The sequence below is a fragment of the Siphonobacter sp. SORGH_AS_1065 genome, assembly GCF_030818595.1.
Lineage (GTDB): Bacteria > Bacteroidota > Bacteroidia > Cytophagales > Spirosomataceae > Siphonobacter.
Window position 1 is genome coordinate 183,129 of record NZ_JAUTAM010000004.1, and the last position, 23,226, is coordinate 206,354.

The 23,226-nt window shown below is 45.9% G+C and carries 14 protein-coding genes and 1 pseudogene; 14 read left to right on the forward strand and 1 reads right to left on the reverse strand.

The window, feature by feature from the left end; genetic code table 11:
* Nucleotides 1–128 precede the first annotated feature (128 nt).
* The 10 genes from QE390_RS01605 (at nt 129) to QE390_RS01650 (ending at nt 17,179) form a co-directional block, all read left to right on the forward strand.
* Nucleotides 129–2,501, forward strand: a complete 2,373-nt coding sequence (locus tag QE390_RS01605; protein ID WP_307140829.1) for an ABC transporter permease — start codon at nt 129–131, stop codon at nt 2,499–2,501.
* A 137-nt stretch (nt 2,502–2,638) separates the two neighbouring features.
* Entirely contained in the window at nt 2,639–5,044 is a 2,406-nt protein-coding gene (locus tag QE390_RS01610) for an ABC transporter permease (RefSeq protein ID WP_307140830.1), read from the forward strand.
* 122 nt (nt 5,045–5,166) lie between these two features.
* Nucleotides 5,167–7,584, forward strand: coding sequence for an ABC transporter permease (locus QE390_RS01615; RefSeq protein WP_307140831.1), 2,418 nt, complete (start codon nt 5,167–5,169; stop codon nt 7,582–7,584).
* Between the two features lie 81 nt (nt 7,585–7,665).
* Nucleotides 7,666–10,062, forward strand: coding sequence for an ABC transporter permease (locus QE390_RS01620; RefSeq protein ID WP_307140832.1), 2,397 nt, complete (start codon nt 7,666–7,668; stop codon nt 10,060–10,062).
* A 23-nt stretch (nt 10,063–10,085) separates the two neighbouring features.
* Complete coding sequence (locus tag QE390_RS01625; protein ID WP_307140833.1) at nt 10,086–12,524, forward strand: ABC transporter permease; 2,439 nt, start codon at nt 10,086–10,088, stop codon at nt 12,522–12,524.
* 330 nt (nt 12,525–12,854) lie between these two features.
* Nucleotides 12,855–13,148 (forward strand): hypothetical protein, encoded by a 294-nt coding sequence (locus tag QE390_RS01630; protein ID WP_106637555.1) that lies wholly within the window; start codon nt 12,855–12,857, stop codon nt 13,146–13,148.
* 13 nt (nt 13,149–13,161) lie between these two features.
* Nucleotides 13,162–14,607 carry an ABC transporter permease gene (locus QE390_RS01635; protein ID WP_307140834.1) on the forward strand — a complete coding sequence of 482 codons (1,446 nt, stop codon included), beginning with the start codon at nt 13,162–13,164 and terminating at the stop codon, nt 14,605–14,607.
* Entirely contained in the window at nt 14,513–15,553 is a 1,041-nt protein-coding gene (locus QE390_RS01640; protein WP_307140835.1) for an ABC transporter permease, read from the forward strand. Before QE390_RS01635 ends, QE390_RS01640 begins: the two co-directional genes overlap by 95 nt.
* Nucleotides 15,554–15,650: 97 nt before the next feature.
* Nucleotides 15,651–16,562, forward strand: a complete 912-nt coding sequence (locus QE390_RS01645; RefSeq protein ID WP_307140836.1) for a dienelactone hydrolase family protein — start codon at nt 15,651–15,653, stop codon at nt 16,560–16,562.
* A gap of 35 nt (nt 16,563–16,597) precedes the next feature.
* Complete coding sequence (locus QE390_RS01650) at nt 16,598–17,179, forward strand: peptidylprolyl isomerase (protein ID WP_106637550.1); 582 nt, start codon at nt 16,598–16,600, stop codon at nt 17,177–17,179.
* A 49-nt stretch (nt 17,180–17,228) separates the two neighbouring features.
* Here QE390_RS01650 and QE390_RS01655 read toward each other — a convergent pair whose 3' ends face one another.
* Nucleotides 17,229–17,825: a DUF4240 domain-containing protein gene (locus QE390_RS01655; protein WP_307140837.1), complete on the reverse strand. Its 597-nt coding sequence runs from the start codon at nt 17,823–17,825 to the stop codon at nt 17,229–17,231.
* 574 nt (nt 17,826–18,399) lie between these two features.
* Between QE390_RS01655 and QE390_RS01660 the strand changes: the two are divergent.
* From QE390_RS01660 to QE390_RS01675, 4 genes and pseudogenes are all read left to right on the forward strand, one after another.
* A pseudogene (locus QE390_RS01660) lies at nt 18,400–19,741 on the forward strand (glutamine synthetase family protein).
* Between the two features lie 79 nt (nt 19,742–19,820).
* Nucleotides 19,821–20,864, forward strand: a complete 1,044-nt coding sequence (locus QE390_RS01665; protein WP_106637547.1) for a hypothetical protein — start codon at nt 19,821–19,823, stop codon at nt 20,862–20,864.
* 3 nt (nt 20,865–20,867) lie between these two features.
* A complete protein-coding gene (locus QE390_RS01670) occupies nt 20,868–21,800 on the forward strand; it encodes a hypothetical protein (protein ID WP_307140838.1) in 933 nt (310 codons plus the stop codon).
* Between the two features lie 119 nt (nt 21,801–21,919).
* Entirely contained in the window at nt 21,920–22,771 is an 852-nt protein-coding gene (locus QE390_RS01675; protein WP_307140839.1) for an HAD-IIA family hydrolase, read from the forward strand.
* Nucleotides 22,772–23,226 lie beyond the last annotated feature (455 nt).

The following is a 23,226-nucleotide window of genomic DNA, read 5'->3' on the forward strand; positions in this document are numbered from 1 at the left end:
GTTTGGGGTTGAGCGTTTGGAGTTGATTGGTTCAGAGGTATAGTCTTCGGGATGAGCCGAAGCGGCATCCATCCCTAGCCTCCAAACTTTTAAACCCAAAACTCTCAACTCAAAACTCAAGACTACCCATGTTCACCAACTATCTTAAAATTGCTTTTCGTAATTTGATACGGAATGGTGTGTTTTCGCTCATTAATATTGTTGGGCTAGCCTTGGGCGTCTCCTGTAGTTTGCTGATTGGGCTCTGGGTGCAGGATGAGCTGGCAATGGATAGTTTCCACGAAAAAAGCCCGGTGTTGTATCGGGTCATGCAGCGACAGACTTTTAACGGAGAAACCAATGCCGGATCTCATACACCCGGGATGCTCAGTTATGAGTTGAAAAAGAAATTTCCAGAGATTGTACACGCTTCTGGTTTTACCTGGGAAGATCAGTTGAATTTTACCGTTGGTGAGAAATTCAATAAACAGAAGGTTCGCTGGGCGGGTGAAGACTGGTTTAAAATGCTTTCCATACCGTTACTGGCAGGCACCAAAGCTACCGCACTAAAAACACCAGAAAGCGTAGCTATTTCCCGAAAACTGGCGGATAATTACTTTGGCAGCCCCGAAAAAGCCCTCGGAAAAACGGTGGAGGTAGCTGGTAGTACCACTCCGTATAAAGTTACCGCCGTATTCGAAAATCTTCCTCCCCAGGCTTCTGAGAAATATGATTTCCTGTTAACATGGGAGGACTTCCGTAAACGGAATTCATGGATTGAAAACTGGGGCAACAACGGCCCACGGCTCATTTTTGAAGTTCGCCCGGATGCGAATCTGGCTAACGTGGAAAAACGCCTTAAAAAATTTCTGAATAGTTACCGGAAAGAAGAATACCCCAACGATCTTTTCATGCAGAAACTAAGCGAGTCATATCTGTATAATGACTGGCGGGGTGGATTTCAGAATGGCGGTCGTATCGAATACGTCCGGCTGTTTAGTATTGTTGCCATTTTTATATTACTGATTGCCTGTATCAACTTCATGAATTTAAGTACGGCCCGTTCGGAGCGTCGGAGTCGCGAAGTGGGCGTTCGGAAAGTGATGGGAGCCGTTCGTGAATCACTCATTGGGCAGTTTCTTTCAGAATCCTTATTGATTTCTTTTCTAGCCGTATTACTGGCCATTGGGGTGATTGAACTGGTGTTACCCAGTTTCAACGAACTTACCGAAAAACAACTGGATTTACAGTATACCCGTGCGTCTACGTATGTGCTTCTGCTCGGCGTTACGCTACTAACTGGTGTCATTGCAGGAAGTTACCCGGCGTTTTATCTGTCTGGATTTAATCCTGCCCGCGTATTGAAAGGCCGACTGAAATTTTCCAGAGGCAGCAAACTGTTCCGTCAGGGATTGGTCGTCTTTCAGTTTACCCTTTCCATTTTATTGATCATCGGAACGATTATTATTTATCGGCAGGTGCATTTCATCCAGAACAAAAACCTGGGATACAATCGCGAAAACCTGATTTACGTCCCCCTGGAAGGCGAGTTATCAACCAAATTTCCCGTGGCTCAGCAGCAGTTGTTACGCAAGCCGGGCATCCTGGCCGTGAGTTCCATTAATCAGGCACTAGGCGAATTTGGGAGCAATACCACGGGCGTATCCTGGCCCGGTAAAGACCCTGAAAGTCGTCCACTTTTTGAGGCATCGGCTATTGGATACGACGGACTGAAAACACTGGGCATTAAACTACTAGCCGGACGGGAATTTTCTCCCAAATACGCCACCGATTCGGGGGCCGTATTAGTAAATCGGGCCGCTGCCCAACTGATGGGATACAAAGATCCGGTGGGTAAACCCATCACTTTTTGGGATCGTCCCGGCACCATTGTTGGACTGGTCGATGATTTCCATTTTCATTCCCTTCATGAACAAATCAGACCGCTAATTCTGCGATTGAACGTCGGTTGGTCTCCCACCTACTACGGCCAGATGATGGTGCGTACGCAGCCGGGCCAGACCCAACAGGCCCTTGCCAGTTTGGAATCCGTATGCAAAGAGGTAAATCCCCGATTCCCTTTCACGTACAATTTCGCCGATGTGGAATACGGAAAACTCTACCGTACGGAACAAGTCGCAGGTGCACTAGCCCGCATCTTCGCCGGGCTGGGCATTTTCATTTCCTGTTTAGGACTCTTAGGGCTGGCGGCCTTTACAGCTGAACAACGTACGAAAGAAATAGGCATACGAAAAGTACTGGGAGCCAGTATAATCAGCGTCATTACGCTTTTATCTAAAGATTTTGTGAAGCTAGTCGGTATTGCCTTTGTACTAGCCTCACCAATTGCGTGGTGGGCCTTGAATGGTTATCTCGAAAAATTCTACTACCACGTTTCGCTCAGTTGGTGGGTGTTTGTTGGAGCGGGCTTGCTGGCTCTTATCGTTGCTGTATTTACGGTGAGTTCACAGGCATTCCGGGCAGCAACCGCCAATCCTGTGAAAAGTCTGAAAAGTGAGTAACGGGTAGTTGATGGTTGGTCCTTGTTTTGAAGGGTATTTTCAGAAAATACTTCAAAATCGACGCTGATTAAACGTATTCTCCTCAACAACCGTCAACGAACAACTAATAACCATCAAAGCCTAAGACCCTAGCAGTCATGTTACAGAACTATCTGAAAATTGCCTGGCGAAGTCTGTGGAAGAACAGACTGTTTTCCACAGTGAATCTAACCGGTCTGGCATTGGGGTTAACGGCCTCCCTTCTCATTCTGGAGTACGTTAGTTTTGAGCGGAGTTTTAATACCTTCCACCCTAAGCTGGCTCGTCTGTACCGGGTCCTAATGCAACCGCAGTCGGGCTCAACGCAGTCTTCTTCAGCTCCCGGGGTAATACTCCGGGCTAATTTCCCGGAACTAGAATCCTACTGCCGGATTGCCGAAGGCCTGGGAAATGGCATGGTCAGGGTTGCGGAAAAAACCATTCGGGAAGATAAGACCATTTATGCCGACGCTTCACTGTTTCATCTCTTTCAGTTTCCGGTTCAATCGGGGTCTGTTTCTGAGCTGAACAAGCCCAGAACCGTCGGCCTTTCCCTACGCGAAGCCGAAAAATTATTTGGTAATGCAGCGGCGGTAGGTCAACCGATTACGGTTGATAATCAGTTTGGAAAAACGGAATACACCGTAGCTTTGGTTTATGAGAATATGCCGGAAAATTCTGATATCCAGGCAGATATTATCTTTTCAATGGCTACGCTGGCGAATCCTTCGGTCATTAAAGACAATAGCTGGGTAGACCCCGCTGGCGTTGGAGCTCAGTTTGTAACCACCTATGTGTTACTCACCCCTCAGGCCGAAGCATTAAGGGCAGAACAGAAATTCAATCAGTTACTCAAGACGTTGCCTACCGGAAGCACGGATCAAATCCGGTTACAAGCCGTTCAATTTCAACACCTGGGAGCTTCGCTAACCGATTCGTTCACCACCTTCGGAAATTTGGGCTTTGTGTACCTGATGAGCGGCATTGCCTCGCTCATCTTACTCATTGCCTGGTTCAATTACGTCAACCTAAGTACGGCTCTGGTTTCCAAAAGATCCAAAGAAGTGGGGGTAAGAAAAGTAATCGGAGCCCATCGCTTTCAAATCATTGGTCAATTTCTGGGCGAATCTATCATACTGAATATCATCGCTTTACTAATCGCTTTTGTAGTAGTCGATGTACTTCAGTCTCCTTTCAACGCACTGATCCAGAAGAACCTTTCCCTGTCCGTTTTATTCGACTCTCATTACTGGCTCTACGCTTTCATTTTCTTTCTGGCCGGCATCGGTGTCTCTGGTTTTTATACGGCTTTTGCCCTGAGTGGTATTAACCCCCTGCTTAGCTTAAAAGGCGGCTGGCTCAAGTCCGGCAAAAGCTGGTTACGCCAGTCACTGGTTCTTTTTCAGTTTAGTATCTCCATCACCCTGATTGCGGCGACTTTTATTGTCTACCAGCAATTGCATTACATGCAACGGAAGAATCTGGGAGTTACCCTGCAGCAACGGCTGGTCATGCAGGGACCAGAAGTGGGTCGCGACAGCACGTTCCTGACCCGTACGGCTGGCTTCAGAAATGCCCTGAGTCAGCTTCCCTTTGTAACGGCCTTTAGTTCCTCTGGCAATGTACCGGGAAGTGGTTTTAATTTTTCCACGGAAAACGTCCTGCGAACGGATCAGTCTTCACCCGACCAGAAAACGAGCTTTGCCGTCTTAATCTGTGATGATCAGTTCTTCAAGACTTACGGAATCTCTCTGGCCAGTGGCCGTAGTTTCACAAAAAGCGAAACCGAAAAATCCTGGGGCGACGTTCATGCCTTTATGGTCAACGAAGCAACGGCGGATAAGTTAGGCTATTCTCCCTCAGCCATTCTCGGCAAAACGGTTTTATTCAACGGACAGGCTGTTGAAGTGGTTGGCGTTGTAAAAAACTATCACCACCTGGGTCTGAAAGAGGCTATTCAGCCCATTGTTTACTGGCCCCAACAGAACACCACGTATCTGACCGCCGAAATTTCAACGGATCACGTTCATGAACATATTCAGCAGTTAAAAGCTGCTTACGAACGTTACTTTCCGGGCAACCTCTTTAGTTTTTACTTCGCCGACGAGCATTACAACCGACAGTACCAGACCGAGCAGCAATACAGTTCACTCTTTACGCTGGCTTCGGGCTTGTCCATTTTCATTGCCTGCCTGGGTCTGCTGGGGCTGGCCGCCTTCAGTGCCGAACAGCGAACCAAGGAAATCGGTATTCGTAAAGTATTGGGAGCCAGTGTCCTTCAAATTTCAACGCTCCTCACCAGAGACTATATCAAACTGGTGGCGATAGCTCTGCTTATCTCGATTCCACTGGTCTGGGTAACGATGGATCGCTGGCTGGAGCAATTTGCCTATCACGTTTCCGTACAATGGTGGGTATTTGCGGAAGCGGGGTTGTTAACCTTGCTGATTGCTCTGGGGACGGTAAGTTACCAGTCCATTCGGGCCGCTTTGACTAATCCGGTCAGGAGTTTAAAGAGTGAGTAAAGGGTGAGTGTTAGTTCTTAGTTGATGATTGTCTGTAAAGGGCGGTTGCTTGTAAAATGGCCATCAGCCTCTTCGGAAAGTCTCGTTTCCTAACAACCAAAAACGATCAATCAGCAATCGATATGCTATCTAATTATTTCAAAATCGCCCTCCGTAACCTCTGGCGAAACAAGACCTATTCGGCCATTAACCTTTTCGGTCTGGCCTTTGGTATTGCGACCTGTCTGCTCATCAGCTTCTACATTCTGGATGAGTTGAGTTATGATCGTTTCCTGAATCATGCCGACCGGGTTTATCGCATTAACTCAGACATTCGATTTGGGGGCTCAGATACGCATACGTCCAATAGTTCGGCACCGATGGCTGCGGCTTTGGTTCAGAATTACCCTGAAATCGAAGCGGCTGCCCGCATTCTCAATCAGGCTCCCGGCATGATCTGGAAAGGCACAGAAAAGATTCAGGAAAAAGAAGTTTATGCCGATTCAGGAATTTTCGAAGTACTGGGTATCCCGATGCTTTCCGGTAATCCGAAGACGGCTCTCAATCAGCCGCACACGGTGGTTATTACCCGTAAAATGGCTCTAAAATATTTTGATACCGTTGAAGCACTGGGAAAGACCTTACGCGTCAATGGTTCCGACGATTATAAAGTGACCGGAGTTATCGAAGACCTTCCCACTACTTCTCACCTAAAGACTGATTTGTTTTTTACAATGCTGGATAACGCCAGAAGCAAGGAAGACTACTGGTTGAGTCATAATATGTGTACCTACCTGTTGCTCAAACCCGGCGTTTCCCCGAAAAAAGTAGAACGACAGATGCAGGAACTTTTCACGCGTCGGGCGGGGCCGTTTATTCAACAAACGCTGGGTAAAAGCATGGCTGAGCTGGAAGCTGCCGGCAGTTACATTCGTTACTCACTTATACCCGTTACTGCTATTCATCTGTATTCGGATCGGGTAGATGAGATGAACCCGCAGAGCAACATTCAGTACGTGTATATTTTTTCAGCCATTGCTATTTTCATTCTCCTGATCGCCTGTATCAATTTCATGAATCTGGCTACGGCCCGTTCGGCTCACCGGGCGAAGGAAGTTGGCGTTCGGAAAGTACTGGGTTCGGGTAATGGAAATCTGATTGGTCAATTTCTTACCGAATCAGTTTTGCTAAGCCTGATGGCCTTTGCCATTGCTCTGGTTATGGCCGAGTTAGCGTTGCCCGCTTTCAATACCCTTGCGGATAAACAGTTATCACTCAGCTTTTTCAAAGACTGGTATCTCCTTCCCGTATTACTGCTTTTTGCCTTACTAGTGGGCATATTGGCGGGCAGCTATCCGGCTTTTTACTTATCTGCCTTTGAGCCTGCCAAAGTGCTGAAAGGAACGTTAACAACGGGTATGCGGAGCGGCTGGTTGCGAAGTTCGCTGGTCGTTTTCCAGTTTTTTTCTTCGGTATTTCTCATCATCTGCACCCTGGCCATTTATTACCAGCTAACATTCATTCAGAAGGAAAAAGTAGGCTTCAACCGGGATCAGGTTTTGATGCTGAATGGCGTGTATGGTCCTCAGGTACAAACCCTGAAAAACGAAATCCTGCGAATTCCCGGCGTTCAGAATGGTACCGTAACGGGGTATTTACCCATTCCATCCTGGCGGGGCGATAACTCGTTTTTTCCAGAAGGAGAAGTAGTGCAGGAACGGGCCGTCCAAATGCAGGAGTGGTACGTTGACCCAGATTATACGAAAACACTGGGATTGAAAATTATTGCCGGGCGTAACTTTTCGCCTCACATGGCTACCGATTCTTCCGGCATTATTCTCAACGAAACAGCCGTCAAACTTTTCGGATATAAAGATCCAATTGGTAAAAAGATTTCGGTCCTTGAAGATATGCGAACGGGCCAAACCCGAGAATTAACGGTCATTGGCGTCGTTAAAAACTTTAATTACGAATCCTTGCGGGAAAACGTTGGGGCCTTATCCCTGCAACTGAGTTCAAAACCAGCAGGATGGGCCAATTTCAGACTCAAGACGCAAAACCTATCCGAAACCGTCGGTCAGATTGAACAGGTTTGGAATAAAGTGATGCCGGGTCAGCCGTTTCAGTCTCAGTTTATGGATGAAGCCTTCGACAGTATTTATCGAAGTGAACAACGCATCGGGAAAGTGTTCATGGCCTTCGCCATTACGGCCATCGTAATTGCCTGTCTGGGTTTATTTGGTCTGGCGGCTTACTCAGCCGAACGCCGCACCAAAGAAATTGGCGTTCGAAAAGTGCTGGGAGCATCAGAAATTCAATTGATTACGCTATTATCCAGCGATTTTATCCGTTTGATTGGCATTGCCTTTCTCATTGCCTCTCCCCTGGCCTGGTACGTAATGAATCGGTGGCTGGAAGGCTTTGCCTACCGCATTACGTTGAATGTCTGGTTATTTCTGCTGGCGGGCGGATTAGCCTTGCTGGTCGCTCTGCTAACCGTGAGTAGCCAGGCCATCCGGGCTTCGCTCACCAATCCGGTCAAAAGTCTGAAAACGGAATAATTTCCTAACCCTACGGCAGAGGCTCTGCCGTAGGGTTTCCTTCGTCTTTGACTTGTTGTTAACTCCTTTGCATCCGCACTTATGTTTCAGAACTATTTCAAAATTGCCCTCCGCAACCTCTGGAAGAGTCGCTTATTTACCGGCCTGAATATGCTGGGCCTTTCTCTGGGCCTTACGATTTCGTTACTCCTGTTTTTATACATCAAGGATGAGTTGGTCTTCGATCAGTATCATAAGCAGGCAGAACAGATTTACCGGGTGAATCTAGCGGTCTCTTTTGACGGAAAGCAGGAGAAATGGGCAACGGCTCCGAACATCATCGGTCCCACCATGCTGGAGAAAATTCCCGGGGTGAAGCAGCAGGTTCGGTTTCTGAAACACAACTTCGGCGAATCAGCTTTTATTACAACGGGCGAAAAAAAATTCGTGGAAAAAAACCTGTACTGGGCCGATTCCACACTTTTTCGGGTATTCGATATTCCGCTTATTCAGGGTAATCCCCAAACGGCATTGGACAAACCAAATCAGGTGCTGATCAGTCAGGGTACGGCTGAACGCTATTTCGGAGACGAAAATCCGGTTGGGAAAGTCCTAAAAGTCGATAACCGGACCACCCTTGAGGTTACGGGGGTTTACGCCGATTTTCCGGATCATTCCTCCTTCGATGCCAACCTGATTGGTTCTTTCGCCACGGAAACCTGGGCGTATAAAAACCTTTCCTGGAGCAATGCCAGTTTTGAAACGTACGTAGTGTTGAATCCTCAAACCCAACCCGCTTCGGTAGAACGGCAGCTGGATAAGCTGATTAAACAAAATGTTTCCGCCGAGAACCGTTATTATACCGCTTACCTGCAACCGTTAACGGACATTCATCTGCACTCCGAAGACGTCGCCCATGTCTACACTAGCAAAATCGGCGATCCGCAGCAGGTACGCATTCTGGTTATCCTTGCATTGGTGGTACTGGTGATTGCCTGTATCAATTACATGAATCTGAGTACGGCCCGCTCCCAGCAACGTTTTCGGGAGGTAGGTATCAATAAAGCATTGGGAGCCTCCCGAAATCTGATGGCCCGTCGATTTTATATAGAAACGGCGATTCTGGTCTTGCTGTCCATTCTTCTTAGTGTGGCTCTGCTGGAAGCCTTTTTACCGATATTCAATCGCCTTGCCTCTCGGCACCTGACGGCCTATGCCCTGCTGTCGCCGGAGGTTCTGGCCGGATTACTGCTGACGGGAACCCTCGTTACCCTGATTGCTGGTTCGTACCCCGCTTTGTACCTGTCATCGTACTCCCCTAAAAACCTGCTGCAAACCAATTTCCGGTCCAGCACGGGAGCCGGCCTGTTTCGTCGCATTCTGGTTGTCATTCAGTTTACGGCTTCCATTGTGCTCATCATCAGCAGCATCATTTTTTACCAGCAGCTCCGGTTTGTGCAGCATCAGAAACTGGGCTATCAGCCCGAACAGGTGGTAGCGATTACGACGGTGGCGGCGGAGTCCAAACCGCAGATTGACGGACTGATGAACCGCGTCCGTTCTCTGCCCGACGTGGTGGAGGTATGCCGGAGCCAGACGTTTCCGGCCAACGGTGGCAGTGGGCGTTCCCTACGAAAGAATCTACAGTCTTCGGAAGAATTCAAAATGACGACCAATCATGCCACGCCGGATTTTGTACAGGTGCTAGGACTGAAACTGATCGCTGGGAAAACCCTTCCCTCCGTGGCCAAAGACGCCAAAGACACGACGGTTCAGGTAGTGTTGAACCGCAATGCCGTAACTTTTCTTGGCTATACTCCCGAAAATGCCATTGGCCGGAAAGCTTACGGGCTTTTTGGTGATAATAACTCGGAAATCGTTGGCGTAGTGGAAGACTTTCATTTTGAAAATTTCCATCAACCCATCGGCGGTTATGCTTTTCATAACGCCAATACCGAATCGTATCGCTACCTGCTGGTGAAACTTCGGACCCAGCGACTGACGCAGACCATGTCACAACTCGAAAACGTTTTTTCGGAAAGCCTGCCGCAGTCGGCTTTTGAATACACTTTTCTGGACCAGCACCTGAACAACCTTTACCAGACTGAACAGCGGACGGCCCAGGTTGTACTGGTTTTCTCCATCCTGACCATCCTCGTTGCCTGCCTCGGTTTGTTCGGACTAGCTGCGTATGCGGCAGAGCAACGGACGAAAGAAATCGGCGTACGTAAAGTACTGGGAGCCAATGAATTTCAATTAATCACCTTGTTATCTCGCGATTTCCTCAAACTCGTGGGACTGGCCTTCCTGATGGCCTCGCCGCTGGCGTGGTGGATGATGAACGAGTGGCTAAACAGCTTTGCGTATCGCATCCAGATTAGCGGGTGGATATTCTTGGCTGCCGGGCTGCTGGCCCTGCTGATTGCTCTGCTGACGGTGAGCAGTCAGGCACTGCGGGCGGCCTTAATGAATCCCGTTCGAAGCCTGAAAAGTGAATAACTATACCCGCAAACGCTGAAGCCATGCTCCGCAATTATATTCAAATCGCCCTGCGAACCCTTTGGAAAAACAAGGTTTTTTCCCTCATTAACATCATTGGCCTAGCCGTAGGAATGGCCTGCTGTTTACTCATTCTGCTTTACGTTCAGCATGAATTAAGTTACGATACACACAATGATCGTTCGAAAGACCTCTACCGTTTGGTTACCGAATTCGTTACGGAGGCTAAAACTGAAAAAGCTCCTACCTGTGCAGCACCGGTGGCAGCGGCCGTGAAGAATGAATTTCCAGAGGTAGAAGAAGTGACCCGAGTATTTATTCCTTTCTCGGAAGATAAAGCCATTTTCAAACGCATGGCTCATGGAAAAGCCCTGCAAAGCTTTTATGAATCCAAAGGTGTCTTTGCCGATCCCACTTTTTTTGATCTGTTCGCATACGAATTTCTCGAAGGTTCTCCCAAACATGCACTGGATCTACCGAATTCCGTGGTGATTTCCGAAGAGATTGCCCAAAAGCTGTATGGCACCAACTCCGCTCTCAATCAGGTTATTCGCATTAGCAGTTCCAATGGCGATCTGGATTTTAAAATCACGGGTGTGTTTCGATCTGTTGGTCCTTCCCATATCGACAGTCACTACTTTATGTCGTTAAGCAGTGGAGATATTGGCGACTTTGTTCGCAATACGCAGGATTTTGCCAGTAACAACATGTTCTTTACTTACCTCAAACTCCGTCCCGGATCAGAGGCCAAAAGTCTGGAAGCCAAGTTTCCGGCTTTCATCGAAAAGTACATGGGTAAAGATTTGAAACGGGTGGCATTCAAGAAAAACCAATATCTGGAGTCTGTTCCCAGCATCCATTTATACACCGATGCCGAAACGATTTTTAATAAAAAAGGAAACATTCAGTTTGTCTATATCCTGATTACCGTTGCCTTGTTCACCCTGGTTATTGCCTGCATTAACTTCATGAATCTTAGTACGGCCCGTTCCGGTAAACGGGCGGCTGAAGTGGGGATTCGTAAAGTCATGGGAGCCGAAAAAGAAACCCTGATCGGTCAGTTTCTCGGCGAATCCATGATCATCAGTTTGCTGGCTCTGGTCATCGCTATTTTTCTGGTTGAAGTAAGTTTACCGCTTTTCAACGGCATTGCCGGAACTGATTTAAGTATCTCATTTACCAAAGATTATACCAAACTTTTCCTCTTTTTAGGGCTGGCTTTAATTACGGGAATACTGGCGGGTAGTTACCCAGCCTTTTACCTTTCTTCCTTTAATCCGGCTCAGGTTCTGAAAAACAAAGCTAGCAATAGTCTGGCAGCTATTAATCTTCGTAAAGCTCTGGTGGTGTTTCAGTTTGCCTTGTCCATTATACTAATTCTGGGCTCACTTGTAATCTGGCGTCAAATGGATTTTCTGCAACACCAGGACTTAGGTTTTGTGAAAGACCAGCAATTGGTTATTCCCCTTCGCACCAATCTCGCCAAAGATCATTATGAGACCTTTAAACAGGCCATTGAGAAGAATTCGGAGGTAGTTTCGGCCGCCGCCGCCACGAGTTATCCCGGCATTTTCGTAGCGGGCGATCAGACCTTTTACCGGGAAGGAAAAACGGTAGAAAACGGGGTTACCCTCCGCATGAATCACGTTAATTATGACTTCATGGAAACCATGGGGTTTCATAAAATCAGTGGTCGTTTCTTTTCGCCTCAATTTCCAGCCGACACGGCCCAGCGAATCATCATTAACGAACACGCCGTAGCAAAACTGGGCTATACGCCCCAAAGTATCCTTGGCAAGACGCTGCACTGGAATGGTTCGGAAGGACGGCTTGATTATCAGGTAGTGGGTGTGGTGAAAGATTTTAATTTTGCCGGGTTACAGCAACCCATTGACAATTTTGGCTTCATTCTGGCTCCCTGGGGCTTGAACTACATGATCGTTCGAACGAATACCACCAAGGTAAGCCGCTTACTGACTTCCCTGGAAAATACCTGGAAAACATTCAACCCAGAGGAGCCTTTCGAGTATAGTTTTCTGGATCAGGATTTCCAGCGAAATTACGAAACGGAGCAGAAAATGGGTACCCTGATCAGTTACTTTACCACCATTGCCATTCTTATTGCGTGCCTGGGGTTATATGGTTTGGCGGCTTTCACTGCTGAACAGAAAATCAAAGAAATCGGGGTGCGTAAAGTTCTCGGAGCCAGCATCACCAGCATCGTGGGCTTACTTTCGCGTGATTTTATAAAACTCGTCATGATTGCCTATTTCATTGCCGTGCCTACAAGCTGGTTTCTGATGAATAAATGGCTCGAAGAATTTGCCTATCGTACCGAGTTAAGCTGGTGGCTTTTTGCGGGAGCCGGATTAATCGCCTTTCTGATTGCCCTGGTTACCGTGAGTAGCCAAACTATTCGGGCGGCGATGGTAAATCCTGTCAAGAGCCTAAAAAGCGAATAACTGGTAAAGGCTATTCCCAACCGCAGAGACGCCGATGGATGGCGTCTCTGCTTCCCCCACCAACCATTTCATTACAGGCAAAAAGCATTAACACCCAACCGTATTATAATGAATTCCCTGCTGACAAACGATTCGGTATGAGAAACAGAGACGCCATAAATGGACGTCTCTACAGTATGTCCGAAACTGTACATGAACCGTTCAGTTTCGGACATTTATTTTTTCATACCATACTGCCAATCAGACAACTATCAACCTACTAATAAGGCTGGCATACTTTTAAAATGTAGAGCTTACCCTGATACAGTTACTTCATAACCAGCCAGAACTATGTCATACATTGCAATACCTCTGCCTTCGTTACCGGGAAAACATGAAATTGAAATTTCGGTGGTTATTAATGGTCAAAAACAGGATTTGCATTACCGGGTCGAGCTGTTTCGCTGGGACGACTGCTCTACGCCCTCTTTCAATCGGGTGGAATGCCTGCGGGAAATGCTGACGACTTACGATCAGGAATGGTCGCTGTATTACATCGGTGCCCCCACGGACGATTTTGTTCCGATTACTTTCGTTAAAAAAGAAGATTTAAGCCAAATGCGGGCCGTTACCCAACTCGCCTAATGCTCTCCATCGTATGCTAAAAAATTATTTCAAGATAGCCCTTCGTAGCCTGCTGAAACATCGGCTCTTCACTATCATTAACCTCGCCGGATTATCCGTTGGGTTAGTGGCATGTCTGCTTATTAGCCTCTACGTTCGACATGAATTGAGTTACGATACTTTTCATGAAAAAGGCAATCAGATTTACCGACTGGTCACTGACATCAAAACGCCCACCGAAACCATCCGTTCCAATGTTACTTCTGCTCCAATGGCCCCGCAATTGGGCGAACGACTACCAGAAATAGAGGCGTATACACGTCTTTGGAAGCGAAATGCGGTTGTTGCGTATAAGGATCAGAAATTTCAGGAGAATGATCTTTACCTGGCCGATTCCACCGTTTTTAATGTCTTCACATTTCCGCTTCTGAAGGGCGATGCCCGCACTGCGTTGAAAGCTCCTTTTAGCGTAGTATTAACTCAGAAAACGGCAAAAAAATACTTCGGCGAACAGGACCCGATGGGCCAGACACTACGGATGGAAGGGCAATTTCCAGTAAAAGTAACGGGTGTATTGAAAGACATTCCTGAAGCTAGCCATATTCCTTTTGACCTGCTCCTATCCATGTCCACGCTGACTAAACATATGCAGCCGGGTCTGGACGAACAATGGGGTAATTTTGGGTTTTATTCTTATTTTTTACTCAAAGAAAATACTAATCCTCAGGCCCTGGAAACCAAAATCCGAGGCGAAATAGATCGCTTGATTGGCAAGGCCATGTCGAAAGATCAGATGTGGTATATCTTGCACCTGGAACCTTTGCAGGACCTTTACCTGAAATCGGATCGCGGGGCACCCCAACAGGGAAGTTTGAAAAACGTCTATATTTTTTCGGTAATCGCCGGGTTTATCCTGATTCTGGCCTGCATCAATTTCATTAACCTGACCATCGCCCGAGCCAGCGAGCGGGCCAAAGAAGTCGGCGTAAGAAAAGTGGTAGGAGCCGGTCGGCAACAGCTTACCTTCCAGTTTCTGAGTGAATACGTATTACTAAGTACGTTCGCGTTCGGGCTTGCTGTATTACTCTGCGAGTTACTTCTTCCTTCCTTCAATGCGTTTTCCGGAAAAACGGTCCTTGACAGCACATTTAGTAACCCAACCTTCTGGCTGATCCTGCTCGGTCTGGCCTTGCTGGTGGGAGTTATGGCAGGTCTATACCCTGCCCTGGTTTTATCGGGAATGAAGAGCGATAACCGTTTTAAAAGGACGTTTTGCGACCAGCCGACAGGGCCTGATTCTCCGAAAATCGCTGGTGGTTTTTCAGTTTGTTATTTCGGTAAGTCTGATGGTCTGCACCTTTGTAGTGTATCATCAGCTGACCTATATGCGTCAGCAGTCCCTGGGCTTTTCGAAAGATCAGATGCTCATTTTAAACCTGAACGATCCGCAATACATGGCTCGGCACGGAGCTACGCTTAAAGCTCAGTTTTCTAAAATTCCGGGCGTGGAATCCGTAACTGAATCTTCTACCGTTCCCGGTAGCGGATCCATGGGAGCTTATACTCATTTGGAAAACCAGAAGGGTGAGTTACAGGCCTCCAACATTAGTCTCTACTCGATTGATTATAACTTCTTCGATCAGTATCAGATTCCGATCATCGCTGGAAGAAGCTTTTCTACAAAATTTTCCACCGATTCTACGCAGGCTTTATTGGTTAATGAAGCCGCAGTTCGTAGTTTGGGTTATACTTCGCCCGAACAAATTATTGGTAAAAAGTTTGATCAGTGGGACCGTAAAGGGATGATTATTGGCGTAGTGAAAAACTTCCATGATGCCTCCCTTCGGGATGAAATCAGCCCGGCTACCTTCCGAATCAATCCGAAAGAATTCCAACAGATTTCGATAAAAATTAAAGCTCAGCACATTCCCGAAACGCTGGCGGCGGTTGAGCAGCTCTGGAAGCAGGCCGTTCCCGAACGACCTTTCGACTACTTTTTCATCGACCAGTCTTTCAATGATAAATACAAAGGCGAAGAGCAATTTGGAAAGCTGTTCATTTACTTCGCCAGCATCGCCATTTTCATTGCCTGTCTGGGGCTGATCGGCTTAACGTCTTATGCTACCTTTCAGCGAACCAAAGAAATTGGCGTTCGCAAAGTACTGGGAGCGAGTGCCTGGCAGGTTACTACCTTACTTTCCAAAGATTTCCTGAAACTGGTTTTCATTGCTGTTTTAATTGCCAGTCCCATTGCCTGGTACGCCATGACACGTTGGCTCGAAGACTTTCATTACCGAGCGGCCATGCCCATCTGGGTATTCCCGCTGGCGGGTTTGCTTGCCCTAGGAATAGCCTTAGTAACGGTGAGTTCCCTCACGATCAAAGCCGCCACGGCGAATCCCGTCAAGAGTTTAAAAACAGAGTAATCTTAAAACGCTGACCATTCATTCTGGTCAGCGTTTTTGTTATAGTTCTCAAAGGGTTAGGAAAAGATACCGTTGCATTTCCGTCTTCGCTTAAAAATTGGCATCTTTCGAACGCACTCGTAACGCTCGCTTCACCGAGCCTTTAAGCCCAATGGATCAGCGAATTATTAACCTCTTTGACGAATACACCCACAAGCCTCTTACCCGTCAAGATTTTCTGGGAAAACTGGCTAAACTAACGGGCAGTATGACGGCAGCCATGGCGGTATTACCCCTGCTGGAAGTGAATTACGCTCATGCTACCACCATCGCCGAAGATGATCCAGATTTACTGCTTGAAGACGTAACCTACCCCGGCGACGGACTGGACATGAAGGCTTATCTCGCTCAACCCCAAGCGACAGGCAAGCGAGGGGTCGTGCTCATTATACACGAAAACCGGGGACTGAATCCACACATTCGTGACGTAGCCCGCCGGGTAGCGAAGGCAGGTTATATTGCCCTTGCTCCCGATGCTTTATCACCTTTCGGCGGGACTCCAGCCAACGAAGACGAAGCCCGTGGGCTTTTCGCTAAACTGGATAAACAGCAGAATCTCCATAACTTCCTGAAAGGCTTTGTTTATGGGAAAACCCTGAAGAACAGTAATGGCAAAACGGGTTGTGTAGGTTTTTGCTGGGGCGGTGCTCTGGCGAATCAGTTGGCAATACATGATCCTGACCTGAAAGCAGCCGTGGCTTTTTATGGTCGCCAGCCCGAAACTGCTGAAGTTCCCCAAATTAAAGCGGCTGTTCAGCTGCATTACGGCGGTCTGGACGAGGGGGTGAATAAGGGCATTCCCGCTTACGAAGAAGCTCTGAAAACCCATAAGATCAAGTATGAACTGTACGTGTATGAAGGTGCTCAGCACGCTTTTAATAACGACACGGCTCCTACGCGTTACAACGAAGCGGCAGCAAAACTAGCCTGGGAACGCACGCTGGCATTTTTTAAAGAGAATTTATCCTGATCTTTAACTTCCCCAAAATTTATTACATCCTAACTATGAAACAAGGGTTACTATTTCTTCCGCTACTGGCCTTTTTGTTAACGGCCTCTAAACCCGAAAAAACGTATCCGATTGGGCAGATCAAGACGGATAAAGGCGAAATTCTTTTCTGGTTGTACGATGAAACGCCTAATCACAAAGCCAGCTTTCTGAAACTGGCCAAACAAGGCTATTGGGATTCGTATACTTTCAATCGGGTGATCCCCAATTTCGTGGCTCAGGGCGGTTGCCCCGATACTCCCGAAGGTTTTTCGGATTCCCCTTACCTACTCAAACCGGAATTTGTGAAAAGTATTCGCCACGTGTACGGAGCCGTGGGAGCCGGACGGGACGATAACCCTGAAATGCTCTCAGCAGGTTGCCAGCTTTACATCGTTCAAAACAAAAATGGTCTTGCTCGTTTAGACGATAAATACACCATTTACGGTCAGGTCTTTAAAGGCATGGATGTGGTAGACGCCATCGTAAACGTCAAAAGAGACAGCACCGACACGCCCTTAACGCCCATTAAAATCGACGTCAACGTGATTAACCTGAGTGCTTCGGAGTTGAAGAAGCTGGGGTATGAGGTGAAGTAATAATAGTAGGGAGTTCTGAACTTTAACAGCATCAGAACTCCCTACTACTTTAGTTACCTTTTCTCGCTATAGCTTTAGCAATTAATTCTGGATATTTTTCTTCGAGTTCCTCCCCATAAGCAGGTTCGTCTTCCATTTCATTATCCATAGAATCAAAGTGTATTACGTCGGGATAAAGTTCTTCTACAGCATCCTGAATTACATTCAGATCCTCATTATCATGATGAAGTGCATAAGCTTTATCACTAATGTATAATAAACCTTCGGCCCAAATTTCTTCAATGGGAAATGGGTATCGCTCACTTATGGCCAGATTTATATCTTTTGTTATTTCTTCGAAGAAATCTTTCCCTTTTAATAGTAGCCAACACCGAAAGTAAATAAAACCATCTTCGGAAAGGTATCCGTCAAAATTTATTGTATTTCTGATTCCATCTAGAATAAAATACAACTCGGCAATTTCTTTGGTATAGAGAACATTTAACTTCTCCTGTAAGGTTTTCTCAAATTGAATTAGTAATTCTTTATCACTCGTAGACAATACATTCGTTAAACTTTTGATATGCTCATCAGGGTCATATTCTTTCCAATTTTCGCCCGTCCATTGATTTGATTTTTCAATGCTTTCCCAGAAAAAATTTTCCATTGTTTTAATGTTAGGTAGATTTAGGCCAAAGATGTAAACTTTATTCGATTTAGCTGTAAAATCAACCCACACAACATTTAAATAGCTGGGTAGAAAATGAACTCTACCCAGTTATTCAAATAATTGCTGTATGCGTAAAAGCGTTGTTTTTCTCTAATATCAGCGACAATCTCATCTACAGTTGGTTGCACTTCGGGAGTTATGCATAGCATAAAAGCTTATATTTCTCTCGTAACAATTGCCCTTCGCTTGCAGATAGTATTCTTAAGCCACCTATGTCTTCGATAATTTGGGGACGAGGATAGTAATTGTCGCCAGTAGCCGTATTGCCTATGATGATCTTCAGATTTTGCCGAGCTGTATTCTTTTTAACAATATTTTTATTGCCATGCTATTTTGACAACAAAATAGTTGTCAAATATGTAGAGATAATGGATTCTACAAGCCATAATCAAGAATAACCCCTCCTTCGTCCCGCTGAGATTCATAAATCTTTCTCTTACCTTACACATCAGTTCCCATAAAAGCCGCTTACTTTTGCATCCCTTCTTGTAAAAGTCTTATTTATAGATCTATGAATCCAATTCTTGATCCACATACTCAGAAAATAAAATTTGCTTTCGCCGATATCGATGGTATCATGCGGGGAAAAATCATTAGTCGCGAAAAATTTGAAAAGGGCTGGGAAGAAGGATACGGTTTCTGTAACGTCGTTTTTGGCTGGGATAGCAACGATACGGCTTACGATAATGCAACTTTAACTGGCTGGCATTCAGGTTATCCTGACACGCCCGTTCGCATTGATACAGACACGCTTCGTACCATTCCCTGGGAGGACAATATGCCTTTTTTTCTGGCAGATTTTAGTAACCCCAACGGCGAAGACTTGCCCGCTTGTCCGCGAAGTTTGTTGCGACGCATTAAACGCCAATGCGAGGCAATGGGCTTTCACGCGGAATTTGCTCAGGAGTTCGAATGGTTCAATTTTCGGGAAACGCCCCAAAGTCTGCAACAGAAGGGGTTCCGCAATCTGGAACCGCTTACGCCCCGGCATGTTTGGGTATTCCATCCTGCGGCCTTCGCTTGAAAGCTCGTTTAATAATGATCTCTTCGATTTGCTGACGGCCTTTGATATTCCGCTGGAGGGTCTGCACACTGAAACCGGACCGGGCGTTTATGAAGCAGCCATCAAGCACGACGAAGTACTACGGGCCGCCGACAAAGCCGCTTTGTTTAAAACAGCCGTTAAGGAAATTGGGTACCGTCACGGCATTATCGCGACGTTCATGGCGAAATGGAATGCTGAGTTACCCGGCTGTAGTGGACATATTCACCAGAGTTTGTGGAATCCTGAACAGACGAAAAATCTGTTTTATGACGAGTCGTCGGCAGATCGCATGAGTCCGCTCATGAAGCACTACCTGGCCGGGCAACTGCACTGCCTGCCGCACGTGTTACCCATGTACGCCCCGACGATCAACAGCTATAAACGACTCGTGGAAGGAGCCTGGGCCCCCACTACCCTCACCTGGGCCATTGATAACCGAACCACGGCCCTTCGGGTACTTAACAACGGAGAAGCCTACACACGCTTGGAAAACCGGGTTCCGGGTTCGGACTCTAATCCCTACCTGGCCATTGCCGCTTCGCTGGCTTCGGGTTTGTACGGCATTAAACATCAGCTTTCGCTCGACGTTCCGCCTACGGTTGGCAACGGTTATACCAATCAAACAAACGGCATTATACCCGCCAATTTGCGTCAGGCTACTGAGGTTATGAAACATTCTTCGCTTGCAAAAGAATTATTTGGGGAAGGCTTCGTTGAGCATTTCACTCAAACGCGTGACTGGGAATGGCGGCAATATGCCCGGCAGGTCAGCGAATGGGAATTAAAACGTTACTTCGAAATCATTTAATTTTAGTTGTTGGTTGATAGTTATTGGTTGCTAGTAAAACAATAACTATCAACCAACAACCATCAACTAAAAGGTTACCATGAAAATAGTAGATTATCCAGCTATTATTAAACAGGCTCTGGCTGGATTTGATGATTCAAAAATCATTGCCAAAGTTGAGGACATCAGTGCCCGGGTATCGACTAATCACGTCTTTCGGGTTACTTTCGACGATGATGATATCATCATCGCCAAGTTATCTTACTTTGGTTCGTACGAACAGTTTAAAGAAGACCATAAAATCATTCATACGCTTTCGAATAATTTACTTTATCCTTTTGAAAACGTGCTGGCTCGTTCCTTAGTTAAAGACAACGAAGTCTACACGTATCGCTACAGTGACGGTTTTATTGATGCCTGGGTCGTTCTTTATAATCCCATTCGGGCGATGCATAAAATGCCACGTCGGCTGGATGAGGAACACATTCGCAAGTTAGGTCGGGAAATTGCCCGTTTTCATAAAGCCTGTGCGAAGGTTAGTCCGGTATTACCTAAATCTTCCAAAACGCTACGTTCGGATGTCAATGATTTACTACGAATTCTGGAAACAGAAACGGGTAAATTTGAACATCGTATGCACATTAATGACCTGCGAAAACAATGTGAGATTTTCCTGGAAAATCGGCAGCAACTAGTGGAGCAATCCGTAGAAACCATGCCCGTTTTCGTAGACTGGAATATTGGTAATTTCTCAGTCAATGACCATCTCGAATTATTCTCCCGCTGGGATTACGACTGGTTCCGAGTCAGTTATCGGGTTATGGATTTTTACTTCTTCAGTCGCGTCGTTTCTGACATTGGTGATCGCACCGTGTTCAGTTACGTCATTGGACCGTTAATGGAAGACCGCTTTATTTTATTTCTTCAGGAATATCATAAAGTATATCCCTTAACTGAGCCTGAAGTTCGGTTCATGAAAGAAGCGTATCGTTTCTTTATTCTGACGTATGTAATTAAATATGGTCGGTATTTCTTCCACCGTACCTATGCTACAAAATTGCAGAAAGAGGCTTACGAAACGTATTTCCCATCGATTGACAAGCAATTTGATGCGGATAAAATTCTTCGGGCTTTGAATTTATAACGCATGCTGAGACGGAAGAATGACATTCTGCTGAAAAGTGCCTTCGAAGAAGCCTTTCCTGATTTATTACGTTTCTTTTTCAAAGATGCCGATCAGCTTTTTGACATGCAACGCGGTTTTGAGTTCATGGACAAAGAGTTAATGGAGCTTTTCCCGGAACTTGAAAAGAAAGGCGGTAATCGATTGGTCGATATGCTGGTGAAAGTCTATTCCAGCGAAGGTCAGGAAGAATGGTTACTGATTCATCTGGAGATTCAGGCTCAGCACGACCGCCAGTTTTCCCGACGAATGTTTCAGTATTTCTACCGAATTTATGATCGATATGATGTACCGATTACGGCTATTGCTGTTTTCACGGGTCATCAGAAACCAGTGAAGAGTGATGGCTTCCACTATCACTTTTTAGGTACCGAAATTCAGTATACATACAACGCTTATCACATTCTGGAGCATACGGAAGAACAGTTACTGAGCATGAATAACCCCTTTGCACTGATCGTTCTGGCAGCTCAAAAGGCTTTACTCATGAATAGAATTCCTGAACACGAGCTAGCCAAACACCGCTTAACCATTGCTCGGGCTCTGATTGCTAGTAAACGATATGATAATGAACGAATTAAACGATTTTTGTATTTCTTAAAGACGTTTATTTACATTGGTAATTCTGAAATAAACGATACCTTTGATTACGAAATCGATTTATTAACAGGTAACACTTCTGCCATGGGAATCATCGAAACTATCCAAATGCTGACTCAAGAAGAGTGGCGAGAAAAAGGCCTTGAAGAAGGTATAGAAAAAGGTCTTGAAAAAGCAAAGAGCACCGTTGTAAAAAACCTTTTGCAAAACACCGACTTTACTTTTTCTAAAATTGCTGCTCTTGCGGATGTGCCTCTTTCATTTGTAGAAAAAATCCAGCAAGAAATCAATCGTTAATTCATACGTGACTCCGGTCATTTTTTCCTGCTCATGGGTTCGGTTCGCTAATCGGCACATGAGCAGGACTTTTATAAGCCCATGTATCGCCTGATTTTTCAGGAAATCTTTAATCTCCCATGAACCTCGACGAATTTCGCACTATCATTTCTACGTATAAAGTCATTTTTTTTGATGCTTATGGTGTACTTAAAAACCATAAAGGCCTGATTCCTGGCATTGAGAATACATTTCAATACCTGAAAGAACAGCATATTGATTACTATATTTTAACCAACGACGCCTCCAGAAGCCCGTTTCAGCTTGCCGAATCTTACCACCGACTTGGGGTCTCGGAGATCAAAGCTGAACATATCATTTCTTCCGGTTTGCTGGCTCAGGAGTTTCTAACCCAGAAAGTTCGTCGTGGTACCGTTGCCTATCTGGGCACACCCGATTCGGCTTCTTACATTGATACAGGAACCTTAACCCCCCTCCCCATCAGCGAACTTGATATTGACGACTGCGACCATGTGGAGGCTCTTGTTTTCCTGGACGACGAAGGTTTTGACTGGAAAACGGACTTGAATAAAACCATTAATTTACTTCGCAAACGCAATATCCCAGTAATCGTTTCTAATACCGACGCCACCTATCCGGTTTCTAAAAATCAGGTGGCCATGGCGATTGGAGGCATTGCCAAGATGATTGAAAATTCGGTTGGCAAGCAATTCATTCGTTTCGGAAAACCTGAAACGCAGCTTTTTATTTATGCCTACGATTACATCCGAAGTATTCAACCCGTTATGAAACATGAAATTCTTATGGTGGGCGATACCCTTCATACGGATATTCTGGGTGGTAATAAATTCGGACTGGACACGGCTCTTGTGCTTACGGGTAATACCCAGGCTGAAGATGCCGCTGCCCGCATTTCTTCTTCGGGGATTATTCCAACGTATATCTGCGAATCTGCAGTTGTAACTTATTAATTTCATGAGGTTATGACAGCAAATTTACTGTCATAACCTCAATTTTAATTCCTGAATTGTGTTCTAGTTCTTTATTGAATAAGTAACAATTATCAACTATATATTATCTAGACAATGCTATTCATATACCCGTTGTGCGTATAACCATTCCCTAGCGGTGAAGGCACGAAAAAGACAAAATTCCAACATGTCCCCTCGCAAAACTTTCGAATAGGTTCATCATTTTGATCTAAAATACAGCCATTAGCGGTTCAAACTCCCGCCACTCATCTCCCATTTGTTTATACGCACAACGGGTTATAAGAACGTTTCATTAAGTAACCGACCCGACTTCATTACGTTTGGCTTTCCCTGCCATGGCTGGTGTCTCACCAGCCATTTGTACGCAAACTGTGGTTGGTGAGACACCAACCACAGTTTGCGTAGCAATTCATTAATTATCATAACAAAAAATC